This window comes from Kosakonia sp. PSU_27, from assembly GCF_039409795.1.
Classification (GTDB): domain Bacteria; phylum Pseudomonadota; class Gammaproteobacteria; order Enterobacterales; family Enterobacteriaceae; genus Kosakonia.
This window is the reverse complement of the sequence record NZ_JBCIVK010000012.1, coordinates 1-18386: the sequence shown is the minus strand read 5'-3', so window position 1 is coordinate 18386 and position 18386 is coordinate 1. Positions and strand designations below refer to the sequence as shown.

Below are 18386 nucleotides of genomic sequence, written 5' to 3'. Positions count from 1 at the left end.
CCTACTCAGCGTCACATCCCGTGACGAATCACGATGATTAAAAACGACTCTTCTGGCGTTATTTGAATCCCGTCAGGATCACAAACAGATGGTCAAAAATGCCCGCCATCATGTTTTCAAAGAAGGGTGCAAGCGTGTACATCACCAGCGACATGGCTACCATGCCGACAGTTAAAGAAAGCGGAAAACCGACCACAAAAATCGAAAGCTGCGGTGTCAGGCGGTTGAGCAACCCCATTGTCAGGTTGAGGCACAGCAATAAGGTGATAACCGGCAGGCCAAGCATTAAGCCGTAGCGAAAGATCAGGCTGCCTGCTTTGACCATCGCCATAAACCCTTCATGACCGAGCGGCGCGGCGCTAATCGGGAAAGCCTGAAAGCTATTCGCCACCACTTCGAGCATATAAAGATGGCCATTGAAGGTCAGAAACAGCAGCGTGACAAAAAGGTTCAGCAGCCGCGAAACGACCGGCATACTCGGGCCGCCGCTGGGGTCATAAACCATGGCGAAGGAGAGGCCCATCTGCATACCGATAATCTCACCGGCGTGGCGCACCGCTACGAAAATCAGCTGTACCGCAAGCCCGATGGCAATGCCAATAATCAGCTGCTGGCAGCAGGCCCAGAAACCGTCGAGCGAGGCGATCGCGATGTTGCTCTGCGGCAGTTGCGGAGCGACAAGAAAAGCAGTGATCAACGCCAGCGCGACTTTCAACCGCGCGCTTAGCTGTTTTTCACTGAAGATCGGTGCCGCGCCGAACAGGGCGAGCATGCGCAGGCACGGCCAGAAATACTGGTTCACCTGGTCATAAAGCGTAACCAGCGAGAGCGTAAGCATCGTTAACGAATGATATAGGGCAGGCTACTGTACAGACCGCGCATATAGTCAACCAGCGTTGACAACATCCACGGCCCGCAGGCGATCAGCACCACCACGATGGTGAGGATCTTCGGAATGAATGAGAGGGTCATTTCGTTGATCTGCGTCGATGCCTGCAAAATACTGACAATCAAACCCGCGGCCAGCGCGGCTAACAATAACGGTGTGGCAATAAACAGCCCGACTTTCGTCGCCTGGAAGCCAAGCGACATGACACTTTCAGGGGTCATCTTCTTCTCTCTAACTAAAAAAGCTCTGCGCCAGGGAGCCGATAACCAGCTGCCAGCCATCCACCAGTACAAACAGCATCAGCTTAAAAGGCAGGGAAATCGTTGCCGGAGGCACCATCATCATCCCCAGCGCCATCAGCACACTTGCCACTACCAGGTCGATAATCAAAAAAGGAATAAACATCGTAAAGCCGATCTGGAAACCGGTTTTCAGTTCGCTGGTCACAAACGCAGGAACCAGAATGCTCATCGGCACATCGTCGGCCGTATTAAACTGCTCCGCTTTGGCGATACGGGAAAAGAGCGCCAGATCCCCTTCGCGGGTCTGTTTAAGCATGAAGGCGCGCAAGGGTTGCGACCCTTTTTGCAACGCGACTTCCATAGAAATCTTGTCCTGCGAGAGCGGCACCCACGCTTCGTCGTAAACCCGGTTCAACACCGGTGACATCACGAAAAAAGTGAGAAACAGCGCCAGTCCCAGCAGCACCTGGTTAGGTGGTGTACTGGCGGTGCCAAGGGCGTTTCGCAGCAGCCCGAGCACAATCACAATGCGGGTAAAACCCGTCATCATCAGCAATATCGCGGGCAAAAACGTCAGCGATGTCATCAAAACCAGCGTTTGTACCGGCAGTGACCAGCTCTCGCCATTCGCCGAATGGCTAAGCATGATGTCGGTACTGGCCGCCCAGCTCAGACCGGCGGGGAAGAAAATCCCGGCAAGCGTGATCCCAAAGCCAAACAGTCCCGGCAGCAGGCGCGTGTTGCGTTTCATTTTTTGCCCTCACCTTTATGCCGGGTAATGCAATTCACTAACGCCGCCTGAAAACTGGCAGCAAACGGCGCGACCTGAACCGGCTCAGCGTCCGCTTTTTTCTCCATCGTCATCAGGTTAGTAATGTTTTCCTGCGTAACGCCCAGCAGCAGCCACTTGTCATCCACTTCGACAACCACCAGACGCTGTCTCGCGCCGAGGGACTGGGTGTGTTTTACCGACAGAATGTTATTTCCCTTTACCATTCGTGAAGCGACGCCAGTGCGACGGCAGATCCAGGCCACCGCCACAATCAGCAACAGCACCAGCGCTAGCGCGCCGACGACATTGCCAATAGAGACCGGAGCCACGGCAGGCCCGCCAGCAACGGGCTGAACAGTATTAAGCGTTGGGGTATTCATTATCTGCTCAGGCGGTGCATACGCTCTGAAGGCGTAATAATATCGGTAATACGAATGCCGAATTTATCCGAAACGACCACCACTTCACCCTGGGCGATTAAGTAACCGTTAATTAAAATATCCAGCGGCTCACCGGCTAATCCGTCCAGAGAAACAATGGCACCTGGGCTAAGTCTTAATAACTCTTTGATCGTCATTTTTGTGCGCCCCAGTTCGACGGTCATTTTGACCGGAATATCGAGCACCAAATTTAAATCTTCAGAAAAATTAACCATCACATCGTCTTTCGCCGCCGCATGCAACTCGGCGTTATTGTCGTTCAATTGTTCGCTCATCGCGTCGCCCCAAAGGTCGTTAAGCGAGGATTTATTTGACCCCGATTCAAGTTCCATATCACTCATTCGTTGGTCACTCCTTCTTTAAGGCTAATAATGTAGAATTCATCAAATTTTCCACCTGAATGGCATACTGATTATTGGCGCAGCCATATTTACCCGACATCACTGGCACATCGTTAACAAACCCGCCAATCTCTTCAGGTTTTTCCAATGGAATAATATCGTCAGGTTTCAGGCTCATAATTCTGGACAAGCGGGTAGAAATCTCAGCGAATTTCACCACCAGTTCCAGTTCCGTATCCCGCATTTGCGAAGCGAGCGCGCTGCGCCACTGGTTATTTTCGTGCTGCGAGTTTTCCAGCGGCGGGTTAGTCAACAACTCGCGAACCGGTTCGATAATGCTGAACGGAATACAAATTTGTAATTCACCGCTATGCGAACCAATATCCACCTGAAACGGTGTGGTCACCACAATATCATTCGGTGACGACGTGATATTGGTAAACTTCACCTGCAATTCAGAACGGACAAATTCTGTTTTGATCTTATAAATAGATGTCCAGGCATAATCATATGCTTCGCGCGCCATCGACAACATCCGCTGGATAATGCGCTGTTCTGTAGGCGTAAATTCGCGTCCATCGGCTTTTGTCGGGAAACGCCCGTCACCGCCAAAAAGGTTATCCACCGCGGTAAACACCAGGTTGGGCGAAAAGACGAACAGCGCCGTGCCGCGCAGCGGATGCATGTTAATCAGATTCAGACTCGTCATCACCGGCAGGTTGCGGGCAAACTCATGGTACGGCTGAATTTTAATGTTTCCGGCGGTGACGTCCGGGCTACGACGCAAAATGTTAAACAAGCCGATACGAAACTGTCGCGCAAAACGTTCATTAATAATCTCCAGAGAATATAAACGTTCGCGAATAACCCGACGCTGGGTATTAGGATCATAAGGTTTAATATTATCTTCTGCTGACGACGGCGCCGTTTCCGCACTAATTTTCTCTTCGCCGCCGGAGCCGCCATTCAAAAGATTATCGATCTCGTCCTGTGATAAAATGCTGTCCGACATAATAGTTACCGTAAAATGAATGCATTAAACAGGACGTTTGTCACCATCGGTTGAGGCTGGCCAGCAAGCGATGCGTTAACCGCGTCTTTTGTTTTTAATGCCAACGTTTCTTTCGCCTTATCGTCGACTAATTCAGCCGCTGTTTGTTGGGAAAAAAGCACTAACAAATTACTGCGAACTTCAGGAAGATGTTTTTCCAGCATCGCTTTCGCTGCGGTATCTTTAACTTTTAACGTCAGGCCAATATACAGAATGCGATCGTTTTCCTGAGCATCTGGTTTCAGACTGACAGTAAAGGTATCCAGATCCAAATAAACCGGCTCTGCCTGCTCAACTTCTTCGGCAGGTTTTTTACCATCGCTCCCATTAGCAACTTGCGTTTTAAGTTTGTTAATTTCCATATAGGCATAAGCGCCACCAGCGCACATACCAACAAGAATTAACAAAATGAGTAACGCCAACAGCGGGCTTTTTTTCCCACTCTGGGCGGCTTGTTTCTTCTTCGGCATTTGATGAATAACTCTGTAATTAAAAATAAATCAGGAATCATACTTAAGGCAGATAACCTGCTGGATGCGATTATTTTAATACAGCACCCATGCAGGACAATTCCTTGATAAACTGAAATTACTGTCAGCACCTTGCCATTTAGCGTATTCGTATTAAGCGAACGTATTGATTCCACGGGAATAGTGCATGACCCGGGAGAGGACAGGACGTTCTTCTTCTCGCGAAATTGCCGCTTCACCTTGTTCTGGATCAGACTTTCCTTGCCCGGAAGCATTGCCCGATGTCATCTCCCCCGCCGAGGAGGAGGTTTCTGCACCCACGCTGCTCTGTCCGAGCGAAATGCCGGACTCTTCCAGCATGGTGCGCAGGTTCGGTATCGCCGATTCCAGCGCTGAACGCACCTGATGGCTCTCAGAGACGAAATGAACCTGGGCCTGATCGTTATTCACGCGCAGGCTGATTTGCAACGCGCCTAAGTCCTCAGGATGCAGGCGCAGTTCCGCATGGTGAACGCCATTACGGGTGAACACCGCAATTTGCTGCCCCAGCGATTGCTGCCACGCAGGCGTGCCAACCTCCGCCTGTAAGGTGCCGGTCGCCATCGCCGGAGAGGCTAATGCTGCCGTTGTTGACGGTGCGCTAACGGGTGCGGCGTGAGAAATCACGCTCAGTTGCGGTAGCGGTTCACCCGCTTTCACCGCATGCAACGCCGTGGCGAAACTTTCGCTGGCCGGTGCGGCCTGGGTTTGCCCATTGCCGCTAAGCTGCGCGGTGTCCGTTGCTGGCAAAGAGGAGTCGCTGCCTTCAACGTTTTTCTGCGCAAGCGGTGTCGCCGTGTGAAGCGCCGCCGTTATCCCCTGCCCTTTGCCGGTCGCGGGTGCGCGCTCCGGGGCGGCGGTCACTGGCGTCTGCACGTTCTCAGCGGGAGCGGCGGCGAAAGTCGCCTGCGCTAACGGATCTGCGGGCTGAACCTCAGTCGCCACTTCGCCCGGTGTAAGGGCGTTTACCGGGGTTGCGGTTGCAGCAACTGCAGGTTCAGTCGCGTTCTGCGGTAACGTCGCCAGATCCGCCAGTGCCGGTTGCGCGGTCTGTTCGCCCTGGGCAAGCAGCGCATCCGCGGTGGTCACCTCCGCTGGCAACGCGATTGTCTGCGCCACTTGCGCCAGCGGATCGATAGCCAGCGTCGCAGGCTGCGCCGGACGGGTGTCGCCTGACGGCTCCTCTTTTTTATCCGCAGGCTTTTTAGTGCCTTCCTGCGCAGGCGCTGTTTTGTCGGTTTTTGCGGGTTGTTCTGCCGCCAGCTTTTTTTTCAGCGCGGAAGAAAACTCGCCCTCTTCCTGCGCGGATGAGGTGGATGCCGTCTGGCGTCCGCTATCGCTCGCGGGAGTAGGGGTAGAAGGTCTGATAATCATCTTATATGTTCCTTTGGCTGGCGCGACGGGCAAACTCATCCATCAGCTTTTGTTCCAGCCGGTTCTCTTTTAACAATCGCTGGGCTTCAGCACGGTTTTTCAGCGCTTCAAAAGCATTCAGCCGCTGCTTATCTTTTTTCCAGGCGTCCTGCACGTTATCCACGGCAAACTGGCTGGCGGAAACCCGCCTGACCTGTTGCTCAACCCCCCCTTCCAGAGAGGTTAAAAATCGCTGCTGTGTCTGTAGCGCCATAATTGAAACGCGGCTTTGCGTCAGCGTTGTTTGCATTTGCTGGCGGTATTCTTGCGAGTACGTGCGCAACTGCTCCAGCCGGGAAGTCTCCTGGACATGCGCCTGACGAGCGCTACCGAGCCGTACCGTCGTGTCATTGAGCTTCTTTTCCGCCAGTTCACGCAGTACATCCATTGGGTTATGGCTGGCCATTACGCACTATCCGCATCAGTTCGCACCGGCATCCGGAAACAGCGCGGAAAGCTCCGCGCAGGAGGTCGGATAATCACAGGATTCATGAATTCCCTGGTGGAGATAACGCTCCATGCTGGGGTACAGGCTAATCGCCTGATCCAGCAACGGATCGCTGCCCGCCGCATACGCGCCTACGCTCACCAGATCGCGGTTACGCTGGTAAGAGGAGAGCATCTGTTTAAAACGCTGCACTTTTTTGTAATGCGCCGGTTCGATAAGCTCGGTCATCGCACGGCTTATCGAGGCTTCGATATCAATCGCCGGGTAGTGTCCCGATTCCGCCAGCCTGCGCGAGAGCACAATATGACCGTCGAGGATCGCACGCGCCGAGTCGGCAATCGGATCCTGCTGATCATCCCCTTCCGTCAACACGGTATAAAACGCGGTGATCGAACCGCCGCCTTTGATGCCGTTACCGGCACGTTCCACCAGCGCAGGCAGCTTGGCGAAAACCGAAGGCGGATAGCCTTTGGTCGCGGGCGGTTCACCGATGGCGAGCGCAATTTCACGCTGCGCCATCGCGTAACGGGTTAAGGAGTCCATAATCAGCAGCACATCGAGGCCGCGATCGCGAAAATCTTCGGCGATACGCGTGCAGTAGACCGCGCCCTGCATACGCAGAATCGGCGATACATCCGCCGGTGCGGCGATAACGACTGAACGTTTAAGCCCCTCTTTACCGAGAATGTTCTCGATAAAATCCTTCACCTCACGGCCACGCTCACCAATCAACCCGACGACGATGACATCCGCTTTGGTGAAACGTGCCATCATGCCCAGCAGTACGCTTTTACCGACGCCGGAACCGGCGAACAGCCCCATACGCTGGCCGCGGCCAACGGTCAGTAAGCCATTGATCGCGCGAACACCCACGTCGAGCACGTTTTTGATGGGATCGCGCTGCAGCGGGTTAAACGGCGCGGTAAACAGCGGCCCGCGATCGGTCGACCCCGGCGGCGGCAGGCCATCGAGCGGACGCGCGCTGGCATCCAGCACGCGCCCCAGCAATTCCGGTCCCAGCGGCAGCAGTTTGCCTTTAACGTTGTTACCAAAGGCATACACTCTGGCGCCAGGCAGTACGCCTTCGACGTTTTCCAGCGGCATCAAATAGAGGGTTTCGGCATTGAACCCCACCACTTCGCTCTCTACGCGCTGAATGCCCGTTTCGGTCTCGCGTTCGACAATGCACAGCGTGCCGATCGGCAATTTCAGACCGACCGCTTCCATCACCAGACCGGTCGCGCGCGTCAGCCGACCATAGCGGCGAAACGGCGGCAGTTCCGCCATTTTGTGCTCGCGCAGGTCAATGCCATCAAGCCACTTTTTTAGCCGGGTGGTCATAGCGCGAAGCCCTCACGACTCAGATTACACAGCTCGTTCCAGCGGGTTTCCGTGGTCGCGTCCAGCTCGCCGCCGTCGGTGGTTAACCGACAACCGCCCGGCAGCATTTGCGCATCGGTACGCAATTCCCAGCCACGGGCTTCCAGCACCGAGCCCAGCATCTCCTGCACAGCGGCAGACTCTTCGGCGCTGACCCACAGCTGCACATTGCCTTGCTGCAACGTGTCTTCATGCAGCAGTTGCTGAATGCGCGTCATCAGCCAGGCGTTGGTCGAGGTTGACACCACGCTTTCGCCCAACAAACTGCGCGCCGCCATCAGGGCGACCTGCACCAGACGCGCAGGCATCACGCTGTCGAGGCTATCGAGCGTTATCCTGACGTTATCAAACAGTTGGGCGAACTCATCGGTCTGCTTCTGCTGTTGCTGGCGGTATTCCGCCGCGCCCTGCGCTGCGCCCTCTTCCCGGCCTTGCGCAAAACCCTCTTCGTAGCCCTGTTTTTTTCCTGCTTCCAGCCCTTGCGCCTGCCCCTGGGCAAAGCCTTTTTGTTCGGCCTGTTTGCGCAGACGCGACAACTCTACCTGCATCGCCGCTTCCGTCGCCGGATCGCCTGCCGGTACAGCCTCGCGCAACTCGCTCTCCTGACCGAATGACTCCTGAAGGAGATTTTCTGGCTGCCAGGACTTCCACTGGTGCTTAGACGTAGACATCGTCGCCTCCACCCAACACGATTTCGCCAGTTTCCGCCAGACGACGGACAATCAACAGGATCGCTTTTTGTTCGTTTTCGACTTGCGACATACGAACCGGGCCACGGGAATTCAGATCGTCACGCATAATATCGGCCTGACGTTTGGACATATTGCGGAAGAACTTATCGCGCAACGCGTCGTCCACGCCTTTGAGTGCCACCAGCAGCGATTCGTTATCCACTTCCTGCAAAATACGCTGGATGCTGCGGTCTTCCATTTCGACAAGGTTTTCGAACAGGAACATCTCGTCGATGATCTTCTGCGCCAGCTCCTGGTCGTATTCGCGCACCGCTTCGATAGCCGCGTCTTCCTGGTGAGATTTCATCATGTTGAGGATCTCCGCCGCCGGACGTACACCGCCCATCTTGTTGCGCTTGATGTTCTGACCGTGCAGCAAGTTGTTCAGCACTTCGGTCAGTTCCTGCAACGCCACCGGCTGCACGCCGCCGAAGGTGGCGATACGCAGCATGATGTCGTTACGTTCGCGCTCATCGAATTTCGCCAGCAGATCGGCTGCCTGGCTGCGTTTCAGATGCACAAGGATGGTAGCGATAATCTGCGGATGCTCATCGCGGATGAGGTCAAAGACCATCTGCGGTTCCATAAAGTTGAGCGTCTCAATACCGTTACGCTCATCGTTGGCATCCAGCAGATCTTCCAGCAGCGAATTCGCCCGCTCTTCACCCAACGCTTTCACCAGCGCGCTGCGCAGGTATTCGTTGGTATTCACATCCAGCACGGCAAACTCACCCGAATCACGGCGGAACTCTTTCATCACCGTGCCCAGCTGATCGTGGGTATAACTACCGATGTGGACCATGGCGCTACTGATTAACGTAACTTCATGGGTATTCAAGTGCTTAAACACTTCGGCTGCACGCTCGTCACCGAGCGTCAGCATGACTATGGCGCTTTTCTGGGCGGCGTTCATGACGACTTCTGTTCCTTATTCAACCATTGACGAAGAACCAGCGCGATAACCTGCGGCTCCTGATCGGCCATTTCACGCAGCTGCTGCGCGCCTTGTTCCGCCTCAACGCGCTGCTGTGCTTTCGCCATTTCCGCGCTCTGACGCTTACGGATTTGCTCTTCCAGCTCGGCCTGGCGGGCCTCTTTTTCCATTTCCATACGCTGTAACAGCATCTCCTGATGGCGCGTCCAGAACGGCTGTACCGCTTTACGCCACAGGATCCAGGCGATCAACACTACAAACAGATAACGGGCACCAGACATCATCAGTTTGATGACTTCAGGCTGTTTCCACAGCGGAACCGGCGGTTCGTCGGCCTCAGTGCTGAACGGGGTGTTCACGACATTCAGCGTATCGCCGCGTTTGTCGGAGTAGCCCATCACCTCTTTCACCAGCGCGTTGATCTGGTCGAGCTTATCTTTGCTGAGCGCGGCGGTTTTACCGTCTGCGCCAGCCACATAGTTCACCACCACCGCAACAGAGAGGCGTTCCACCGTACCGGTGCTGCGCTTGATATGCGTGAGCGTTTTGTCCACTTCATAGTTGGTGGTTTCATCGCTCTGCTTGTTGTATGGCGTCGCCGGTGTGGCAGGCGTCGCGGTTGCGTTCGTATTGGCGTTGGCGTTGGCATTGGTTGCGCCTTGCCCATTGGCTTGCTGCGCTGCCGGTTGCTCAATCGGCGCCGAAACCGGTGCAGGCGGCTGGTTGCTTAACGCACCAGGTACGCCACCTACCGCACTCTTACCGCCCTGCTCGGCATTGCTGCTCTGGCGGCTGCGGATCGCCATATCTTCCGGGCGGCTGTTGGGCTGGTACTGCTCGGCCGTTTGTTCGTGCTGCGTGAAGTCAACCTGCGCGGTCACCTGCGTTCTGACGTTTTGCGCGCCGACAATCGGTGCCAGGATGGCCTGAATGCGATTCTGGTATTCCGCTTCAATTTTGCGCGTGTATTTCAGCTGCGTGGTCTGCGTCGCCTGCTCGCCGCTCTGCGTCATCAGGTGTCCGCTTTGATCGACAATCGTCACGCGATCGGCGCTCAGACCCGGCACGGCGCTGGAGATCATGTAAGAAATCGCACTCACCTGCCCGGCATCCAGCGTTCTGCCACTGATCAACGTCAGCGTCACCGACGCGGAAGGTTGTTTCTGATCTTGCAAAAACAGGGACGGCTTCGGCATTGCCAAATGCACACGCGCCGCGCTGACCGGACCAAGCGTTTCGATGGTGCGCGAAAGCTCGCCCTCCAGCGCACGCTGGAAGTTCACTTGTTCGTTAAACTGGCTGATGCCAAATTTTTCCTGATCAAGCAGTTCAAAGCCCACTGCGCCACCTTTCGGCAGCCCCTGCTGGGCCAGCTTGAGACGCACTTCATACACCTGCTCAGCGGGTATCTGAATAGAACCGTCGATCTCCGCAAAGCGGTACGGTATCTGCATCTGTTTCAGTTGCGTGACGATCGCCCCGCCATCCTGCTCGCTAATATTGCTGTACAGAACGCGGTAGTCAGGTTCTTTAGCCCAGAACAGCAGTGCAATTACAATGGAAATAGCAGCTGCGGCGGCAATGAAAAATATCATCCGGGGATTAAGCCGGATATTATCAAGCAGTGCCTTAATATCGACAATGCCTTTCTTGTTACTGCTTTGGGTCGTGGCAGTCATGCCAATATCCTGTAAAAGTGATCGCCGCAATAAAAATTAAAAAGCATTACGGCTCGCCTCATTTGGTATGAAATAAGTAAATGCAAAGTATTTCCCAGGGGAATTCCTGGTTACGTATTATCTACAAAACAGGCCATTTTCTAAGTGGTAAAAAGGTGAAATTTGTGTCAGCTATTCAGGTTATGTCGTTTTTCGAGCCACATGATAAGCTTACGGCTAATTACTACTAAGGTTGTTTTCTATGTCTATGAATGCAATAGGCGGGGTACTGGATCAGATTCAGTCCCAGGCCAGAAAAGTCTCAGACGCATCCGCGCTGAACCCCTTTACTTCGAACCGTAATGTCGAGAATAAGTCACAATTCTCTGATATTTTATTTAACAGTATTAACAATATTAGCCAAATGCAGACCACCGCTAAAACCCAGTCACAGGCTTATCTGGCCGGTGTCGAAGGTATTGGCTTAAACGATGTGATGGTTTCAATGCAAAAATCATCGCTGGCATTAAATCTTGGTATTCAGGTACGCAACAAATTAGTAAATGCATATCAAGATATTATGAATATGCCGGTATAACCGCTAAGTATTATCTTAATGCCGATTACCCCGGAAATATGGTTGCTATTTTTCACACCCGAATCATCCTGGATATTTCTTATTAAGATTTAACAGCACACACGTATTTATCGGGTGATGAGTGACTCATCATTTGCGAATACGTGTGTGCGCAATAAACCAGTGAATTACCGTCAACATTATTATTGATTGTCAGAAAAATATGCGTTCCATGACTCCGCACGCTCCACAAGCACCCATCGTGCTGACCGAGAGTGAAATAGAAAAAATCAGCAAATTGATATACCAGCGCGCCGGTATTGTCCTTACCGCGCAAAAACGCGACATGGTTTATAACCGCCTCTCCCGTCGTCTGCGGGAGCTGAATTTAAAAAGTTTTGAGGATTACACCGATCGGCTGGTGGCGAATCCAGGCAGTGACGAGTGGCAGGTATTTGTGAATGCCCTGACCACCAACCTGACCTCTTTTTTCCGCGAGGCGTATCACTTCCCGACGCTGGCCCGGCATGCCCAGTCCAGAAACGGCAGCTACAACGTCTGGTGCGCGGCGGCTTCGACCGGCGAAGAGCCGTGGTCAATCGCCATGACGCTGGAAGAGACGCTGGGGCGCAGCATTACCGGCCCGCGCGTGCTGGCCACCGATATTGATACCGATGTACTGGAGAAAGCCAGCCTCGGGGTTTACCGGTTAAGTGATATCGACAACCTGACCGAACAGCAAAAACGCACCTGGTTTTTGCGCGGGACGGGCGAGCATCAAAACAGAGTGAAAATCAAAAGCGAACTTCGCAGCACCGTACAGTTTCGCCAGCTCAATCTGATTGATGCGCAGTGGGATATTCCCGCGCCTTTCGATGCCATTTTTTGCCGTAACGTGATGATTTATTTCGATCAGAACACCCAGGAGAAGCTGCTGCAGCGCTTCGCGAAAATACTGAAACCCGGCGGGCTGCTGTTTGTTGGCCACTCGGAACATTTTCAAAATTTAACCAGCCCGTTTCGTCTGCTCGGGCAGTCTGTCTATCGCCTTGGAGATTAATGTAAATGAGAAAAATCAAGGTGTTATGCATTGATGATTCGTCACTGATCCGCAAAATCATGACGCACATCGTTAACGAGCAGCCGGATATGGAAATGGTCGCCACGGCGCTGGACCCGATTGTCGCGCGCGATCTGATTAAACAACACAACCCGGATGTGCTGACGCTGGACGTGGAAATGCCGCGTATGGACGGGCTGGAGTTTCTGGAAAGGCTGATGCGCCTGCGCCCGATGCCGGTGGTGATGTTGTCATCTCTCACCAGCAAAGGCTCCGATATTACGCTCAGCGCGCTGGAGCTTGGCGCGGTGGACTTTATCACCAAACCGCAGATGGGCTTAAAAGAAGGCATGGCGCAATACAGCGACATGATTGCCGACAAAATCCGCATGGCGGCGAAAGCGCGTATCCGGCGCAGCGAAACGAAAGTGGCACCACCCCGCGTGATGAGAGCGCCGCTGGTGGGCAGCGAAAAGATTATCGCCATTGGCTCTTCCACGGGTGGCACCGAAGCGCTGCGCCACTTGTTGCAACCGCTGCCGGCGACAAGCCCGGCCATTGTTATCGCCCAGCATATGCCGCCTGGTTTTACCCGCTCCTTTGCCAACCGGCTGGACCATCTGTGCCAGATGTCGGTGAAAGAGGCGGAACACGGCGAGCGCGTACTGCCTGGTCACGTCTACATTGCGCCCGGTGCTTTTCATATGGAGCTGACGCGCAGCGGGGCGAACTATCACGTCGCGCTGAGTGATGATTTGCCGGTTAACCGCCACCGCCCCTCGGTGGACGCGCTGTTCCATTCCGTCGCGCGAAGCGCCGGGAAAAACGCCATCGGCGTCATTTTGACAGGGATGGGCAGCGACGGTGCCGCCGGGCTGCTGGCCATGCGCCAGGCAGGAGCGTGGACCATCGCGCAGAGTGAACGCACTTGCGTGGTCTTCGGCATGCCGCGCGAAGCGATTGCGCACAACGCCGCCTGTGAAACCGTCGATCTGGAACAAATTGGTCAGCACATCCTTCAGCGTTCTGCCGGTCAGGCGCGCAGGATTTAATTTTTCACCTACTTCGTTCTCTCTTATTCAGGAAAAAAAGAATGGCAGACAAAAACTTACGCTTTCTCGTTGTTGACGATTTCGCCACCATGCGCCGCATCGTTCGCAATCTGTTGAAAGACCTTGGCTTTAACCGTGTTGAAGAAGCCGAAGATGGCCTGGACGCGCTGAACAAACTGCGTGCAGACGCGTTCGATTTCGTTATCAGCGACTGGAACATGCCGAACATGGATGGCTTACAGCTGCTGACGGAAATCCGCGCCGACGCGAATTTAAACAAAATGCCCGTGCTGATGGTTACCGCAGAGGCCAAGAAAGAGAACATCATCGCGGCCGCGCAGGCGGGTGCCAGCGGTTATGTGGTGAAACCTTTCACCGCCGCAACGCTGGAAGAAAAGCTCAACAAAATCTTTGAAAAAATCGGGTGGTAACCGATGAGCGGCTTAGAAAATACGCAGCCAGAAGACGACTTTAAAAGCATCTTCTCCCGTGTCGGACAACTGACACGACTGCTGCGCGACAGCCTGGTCGACTTAGGACTGGACCGCACCATTGTTGAAGCGGCAGAGGCGATCCCCGATACGCGTGAACGCCTGAACTACGTGGTAGCGAAAACGGCGCAGGCGGCTGAACGCGTTCTGACCTGTGTGGAAGAAGCGCGCCCGCAGCAGGAGGCAATTAGCGCGCAGGCGGAAGATCTCTCCGCCCGCTGGGATGCCTGGTTCGCCGATCCGGTGGAATTGCCGGTCGCCAAAGAGCTGGTCACGGATACCCGCCAGTTCCTCGTTCAGGCGCCGATGATGTCCCGCCAGACCAACGAGCATCTGATGGAAATCATGATGGCACAGGATTTTCAGGATCTTACCGGCCAGGTGATCCGCCGCATGATGCTACTTATCGAAATGGTCGAGAAAGAGCTGATTCAGGTGCTGCTGGCTTACGTGCCGGAATCACTCCAGCAGGAGAAAGAGGCGGAAGCGGAAGCAAAAACAGCCGCCATGCTGGTCAATGGCCCGCAAATTGACAGCAGCAAAGCGGGTGTTGTGGCGTCGCAAGATCAGGTCGACGACCTGCTCGACAGTCTGGGGTTCTAACGGTGCGCGGTTCGCCGCGCCGCTGAGCAAATCATGTCAGAAGAGAGTGATGTAGAAAAAACAGAAGAACCCACACCCCAGCGAAAACAGAAAGCGCGTGAAGAGGGGCAGATCCCCCGCTCGAAAGAGCTGAGTTCGCTGCTGATGTTGCTGGCCGGGTGGGCGTTTATGCTCTCTGGCGGTTCGCAGTTTGCCCGGCAACTGCTGGAGTTATTGCGAACCGGCCTGGTACTCAACCGGCTGTCGGTAATGGATGAACAGTCGATGTTTCATCAGACCCGCTATTTGCTGGAGATGATGAGCAACGCGCTGCTGCCCATTTTGCTGGGATTGTTTGTCACCGGGATCGTATCGCCGATGTTGCTGGGCGGCGTCAACCTGAGCGGTAAATCGCTGAAGCTCGATCTGAAGCGGATCTCGCCGCTTTCGGGGTTCAAACGTCTGTTTTCCGCCCAGGTGTTATCAGAAATGCTCAAAGGGTGCCTGAAGGTCGTGCTGGTCGCGTGCGCCTTCGCACTCTACATCTACAAAAATAAAGCGCATTTCATTCAGTTAGTTAACGAAGCACTGCCGATGGCCATCGCGCATGCCATGAGCATGACGCTGGATTGCCTGATGATGGTGATTTTTTTCCTGTTACCGGTAGTGGGTTATGACGTTTTTTATCAGATAACCAGCAACCTGAAAAAGCTGCGGATGAGCCGTCAGGAGATCCGCGACGAATTTAAACAGAGTGAAGGCGATCCGCACATTAAGAGCCGCATTAAACAGATGCAGCGTGCGGCGGCGCAAAACCGAATGATGAGCGATATCCCGCAAGCGGATGTCATCGTCAACAACCCGACGCACTACTCTGTCGCCCTCTCTTATAAAGAAGGCGGGATGAGCGCGCCGGTCGTGCTGGCCAAAGGTGCCGGCGATATTGCCTTAAAAATTCGCGAGCTGGGGGCGCAACACCGCATCCCGATGCTCGAAGCACCACCGCTTGCCCGTGCGCTCTATCGCCATTGTGAGATTGGCGAACAGATCCCAGGCGAGCTTTATAGCGCCGTCGCAGAAGTGTTGGCCTGGGTTTATGGCCTGCGTCGGTGGCGCAACAACGGCGGCGTTCCGCCGAAGCAGCCCAGGGATCTCGCGGTTCCTGAGTCGATGGATTTTGTACATGAGAGTTCAAACTGATGGCTAATATCGCCAGCAAATTACGCTTACCCGCGTTTAAAGAGACACAGTGGCAAATCATGGCAGGCCCGGTGCTGATCATGCTGATTCTGGCAATGATGGTACTGCCGCTGCCGGCATTTCTGCTGGATACCCTGTTCACCTTTAATATCGTGCTGTCGCTGATGATATTGATGGTGGCGATGTTTACGCAGAAAACCCTTGAGTTTTCCGCGTTCCCGACGGTGTTGCTGTTTTCGACCCTGCTGCGCCTCGCGCTGAACATTGCCTCCACGCGTATCATTCTGATGGAAGGCCACACCGGTGCCGCCGCAGCGGGCCGGGTGGTTGAAGCCTTCGGCCACTTCCTGGTCGGCGGCAACTTCGCTATCGGTATCGTGGTGTTCGCCATTCTTATCATCATCAACTTTATGGTTATCACCAAAGGTGCCGGACGTATCGCCGAAGTGGGCGCGCGTTTTGTGCTGGACGGGATGCCAGGTAAGCAGATGGCGATTGATGCCGATCTTAACGCCGGGCTGATTGGTGAAGCGGAGGCAAAACGCCGCCGTAGCGAAGTGACCCAGGAGTCTGATTTTTACGGCTCGATGGACGGTGCCAGTAAATTCGTGCGTGGTGACGCCATCGCCGGGTTGCTGATCATGGCGATTAACGTCGTCGGCGGTTTGATCATCGGTGTAATGCAGCACGGCTTAAGCGTGGCGGAAGCGGGCGAAACCTACACCCTGCTGACCATCGGTGATGGTCTTGTCGCGCAGATCCCGGCGCTGATCATCTCCACCGCCGCCGGTGTGATTGTGACCCGTGTTTCCAATGATGAAGACATCGGGGAACAGATGGTCGGCCAGCTGTTCAACAACCCGCGCGTGATGCTGCTTTCCGGCGGGGTAATTGGTCTGCTGGGGCTGATCCCGGGGATGCCGAACCTGGTATTCCTGATGTTCACTGCCATCCTGCTGGGGCTTGCCTGGTGGCTGCGCGGTCGCGAAATGAAAAACCCGGGCCGTCGCAGCGCCGTGACCGAAGATAAAGACAGCGCCAGCGCGCTGGCCGCCAACGAGCAGGCCTCGGCGGAAGCCTCATGGGCAGATGTTGAAATGGAAGATGTGCTGGGTCTGGAAGTGGGCTATCGCCTGATCCCGCTGGTTGATAGTGACCAGGACGGGCAACTGCTGGTGCGCGTGCGCGGTATCCGTAAGAAATTCGCGCAGGAGATGGGCTTTTTGCCACCGGCGATCCATATTCGCGACAACCTCGATCTGGCGCCTGGTGACTACCGCATTCTGCTTAAAGGCGTGGAAATCGGCAGCGGCACCATGGAGCCGGAACGCTGGATGGCCATCAACCCGGGTTATGCCGAAGGTGAGCTGCCCGGTACGCCGTGTGTCGATCCGGCCTTTGGCCTGCCCGCCTGCTGGATTGATGAAGTATTACGTGAACAGGCGCAAATCCAGGGCTTTACCGTGGTTGACCCAAGCTCGGTTATCGCCACACACCTGAACCACTTGATCACGCTGTATACGGATGAATTGTTCAGCCGCCAGGAGACCCAGCAGTTGCTCGACCGCATCACCAAAGAGATGCCGAAGCTGGTGGAAGATTTAATTCCTGGGGTGATTTCGGTGACGCTGTTCCACAAAGTGTTGCAGAACCTGCTCTCTGAACGCGTTTCTATCCGCGATATGCGAACCATCATCGATACGCTGGCGGAATATGCGCCGGTGCAAAACGATCCGGATGAGCTGACCTCGCAGGTGCGTATTCGCCTGGGCCGCGCGATCACCGCGCAGTGGTTCCGCAATGACGATGACATCAAAGTGATCGGTCTGGATACGTCGCTGGAAAAACTGCTGATCCAGTCCCTGCAAAGCGGTAGCGCGATTGAGCCGGGTATTGCCGAAAACCTGATGCGTCAGGCCGACCGCGCCATTACCGAACAGCAGTCGCTCGGCGTTTCGCCGGTGCTGCTGGTTAACCCGGCGCTGCGCACCATGGTGTCACGTTTCCTGCGTCGTGCGTTCCCGCAGCTGGCGGTATTGTCGACGCTGGAAATCAGCAATAACAAGACCGTGCAAATGACGGCGGTCATTGGCACCCATTAATGAAATCCCGGGTATGACTTCTTCCGGCGCTGCAGGTATCCCCTGCGGCGTCCGCACAAACGACGGCTGCAACTGGCAAAAACTAATGAAATCAGTGGTATTACTTCTTCTGGCGCTGCAGGCATCCCCTGCGGCGTCCGCCCAAACAACAGGCGCCTGGAGCGCCTCATCCGCTGGCGGCAGCGTCACTACCGGTAAGCAGTTACTGCGTGGACGCCCGCTGTTCTCCCCCGAATCCCTTTCTCCTTCGGCGCAAGCGGTGCGTATTTCATGGCGTATTACGCTGCTCTCCCCTCCCCCGCCGGGGCTGGTCATTAAACTTTGCCGCATCGATAAATGCATTCCGCTGCCTGCCCTGAGCGGCGAGCGGCGCATTGATGTGCCGCTGGCGGCGAACGGAGAGTTCCGCTTTATCTACTCCGTCAACAGCCCCGGCCAGCTAAGGCCGGCGCTCAACGTTGTACGTAATCAGTTAACCGTAAATTATCGCTAATCAGAAAAAACGAAAGGCTAT

At 54.8% G+C, this 18386-nt stretch carries 21 protein-coding genes; 8 read left to right on the top strand and 13 right to left on the bottom strand.

Annotated features, from left to right (window positions below; genetic code table 11):
• Positions 1 to 58: 58 nt before the first annotated feature.
• From fliR to fliF, 13 genes are all read right to left on the bottom strand, one after another.
• Entirely contained in the window at positions 59 to 838 is a 780-nt protein-coding gene (gene fliR, locus AAIG26_RS22415; protein ID WP_020454823.1) for a flagellar biosynthetic protein FliR, read from the bottom strand.
• 2 nt (positions 839 to 840) lie between these two features.
• Positions 841 to 1110 (bottom strand): flagellar biosynthesis protein FliQ, encoded by a 270-nt coding sequence (gene fliQ / locus AAIG26_RS22410; protein ID WP_044489457.1) that lies wholly within the window; start codon positions 1108 to 1110, stop codon positions 841 to 843.
• A gap of 10 nt (positions 1111 to 1120) precedes the next feature.
• The gene (gene fliP / locus AAIG26_RS22405) at positions 1121 to 1777 is read right to left on the bottom strand and encodes a flagellar type III secretion system pore protein FliP (RefSeq protein WP_238328398.1); all 657 of its coding nucleotides are present in this window, start codon (positions 1775 to 1777) and stop codon (positions 1121 to 1123) included.
• A 101-nt stretch (positions 1778 to 1878) separates the two neighbouring features.
• Positions 1879 to 2283: a flagellar biosynthetic protein FliO gene (gene fliO / locus AAIG26_RS22400; protein ID WP_020454826.1), complete on the bottom strand. Its 405-nt coding sequence runs from the start codon at positions 2281 to 2283 to the stop codon at positions 1879 to 1881.
• Positions 2283 to 2684 (bottom strand): flagellar motor switch protein FliN, encoded by a 402-nt coding sequence (gene fliN / locus AAIG26_RS22395; protein WP_020454827.1) that lies wholly within the window; start codon positions 2682 to 2684, stop codon positions 2283 to 2285. Before fliN ends, fliO begins: the two co-directional genes overlap by 1 nt.
• 7 nt (positions 2685 to 2691) lie before the next feature.
• Positions 2692 to 3696, bottom strand: coding sequence for a flagellar motor switch protein FliM (gene fliM, locus AAIG26_RS22390; protein WP_020454828.1), 1005 nt, complete (start codon positions 3694 to 3696; stop codon positions 2692 to 2694).
• Positions 3697 to 3701: 5 nt separating this feature from the next.
• Positions 3702 to 4205: a flagellar basal body-associated protein FliL gene (gene fliL, locus AAIG26_RS22385; protein ID WP_020454829.1), complete on the bottom strand. Its 504-nt coding sequence runs from the start codon at positions 4203 to 4205 to the stop codon at positions 3702 to 3704.
• Between the two features lie 153 nt (positions 4206 to 4358).
• Positions 4359 to 5618, bottom strand: coding sequence for a flagellar hook-length control protein FliK (locus AAIG26_RS22380; protein ID WP_343181517.1), 1260 nt, complete (start codon positions 5616 to 5618; stop codon positions 4359 to 4361).
• A 1-nt stretch (position 5619) separates the two neighbouring features.
• The gene (gene fliJ / locus AAIG26_RS22375) at positions 5620 to 6063 is read right to left on the bottom strand and encodes a flagellar export protein FliJ (RefSeq protein WP_343181516.1); all 444 of its coding nucleotides are present in this window, start codon (positions 6061 to 6063) and stop codon (positions 5620 to 5622) included.
• A gap of 15 nt (positions 6064 to 6078) precedes the next feature.
• Positions 6079 to 7446, bottom strand: a complete 1368-nt coding sequence (fliI, locus tag AAIG26_RS22370; protein WP_343181515.1) for a flagellar protein export ATPase FliI — start codon at positions 7444 to 7446, stop codon at positions 6079 to 6081.
• Positions 7443 to 8156, bottom strand: coding sequence for a flagellar assembly protein FliH (locus tag AAIG26_RS22365; RefSeq protein ID WP_044489458.1), 714 nt, complete (start codon positions 8154 to 8156; stop codon positions 7443 to 7445). The genes fliI and AAIG26_RS22365 overlap by 4 nt, the downstream gene beginning before the upstream one ends.
• Positions 8143 to 9129, bottom strand: a complete 987-nt coding sequence (gene fliG, locus AAIG26_RS22360; RefSeq protein WP_020454834.1) for a flagellar motor switch protein FliG — start codon at positions 9127 to 9129, stop codon at positions 8143 to 8145. The genes AAIG26_RS22365 and fliG overlap by 14 nt, the downstream gene beginning before the upstream one ends.
• Entirely contained in the window at positions 9126 to 10829 is a 1704-nt protein-coding gene (gene fliF, locus AAIG26_RS22355; RefSeq protein WP_343181514.1) for a flagellar basal-body MS-ring/collar protein FliF, read from the bottom strand. The genes fliG and fliF overlap by 4 nt, the downstream gene beginning before the upstream one ends.
• 241 nt (positions 10830 to 11070) lie before the next feature.
• Between fliF and fliE the strand changes: the two genes are divergently transcribed.
• From fliE to AAIG26_RS22315, 8 genes are all read left to right on the top strand, one after another.
• Complete coding sequence (gene fliE, locus AAIG26_RS22350) at positions 11071 to 11406, top strand: flagellar hook-basal body complex protein FliE (protein WP_020454836.1); 336 nt, start codon at positions 11071 to 11073, stop codon at positions 11404 to 11406.
• Positions 11407 to 11617: 211 nt separating this feature from the next.
• Positions 11618 to 12445 (top strand): CheR family methyltransferase, encoded by an 828-nt coding sequence (locus AAIG26_RS22345; RefSeq protein ID WP_110093674.1) that lies wholly within the window; start codon positions 11618 to 11620, stop codon positions 12443 to 12445.
• A gap of 5 nt (positions 12446 to 12450) precedes the next feature.
• Positions 12451 to 13497: a chemotaxis response regulator protein-glutamate methylesterase gene (locus AAIG26_RS22340; protein ID WP_044489461.1), complete on the top strand. Its 1047-nt coding sequence runs from the start codon at positions 12451 to 12453 to the stop codon at positions 13495 to 13497.
• 41 nt (positions 13498 to 13538) lie between these two features.
• Entirely contained in the window at positions 13539 to 13928 is a 390-nt protein-coding gene (gene cheY / locus AAIG26_RS22335; protein WP_020454839.1) for a chemotaxis response regulator CheY, read from the top strand.
• 3 nt (positions 13929 to 13931) lie between these two features.
• Positions 13932 to 14591: a protein phosphatase CheZ gene (gene cheZ / locus AAIG26_RS22330; protein WP_343181513.1), complete on the top strand. Its 660-nt coding sequence runs from the start codon at positions 13932 to 13934 to the stop codon at positions 14589 to 14591.
• A 33-nt stretch (positions 14592 to 14624) separates the two neighbouring features.
• Positions 14625 to 15770: a flagellar biosynthesis protein FlhB gene (gene flhB / locus AAIG26_RS22325; RefSeq protein WP_269231937.1), complete on the top strand. Its 1146-nt coding sequence runs from the start codon at positions 14625 to 14627 to the stop codon at positions 15768 to 15770.
• Positions 15770 to 17872, top strand: coding sequence for a flagellar biosynthesis protein FlhA (flhA, locus tag AAIG26_RS22320; protein WP_020454842.1), 2103 nt, complete (start codon positions 15770 to 15772; stop codon positions 17870 to 17872). The genes flhB and flhA overlap by 1 nt, the downstream gene beginning before the upstream one ends.
• Positions 17873 to 17957: 85 nt before the next feature.
• A complete protein-coding gene (locus AAIG26_RS22315) occupies positions 17958 to 18365 on the top strand; it encodes a flagellar protein FlhE (protein ID WP_343182141.1) in 408 nt (135 codons plus the stop codon).
• The last annotated feature ends 21 nt before the right edge of the window (positions 18366 to 18386 follow it).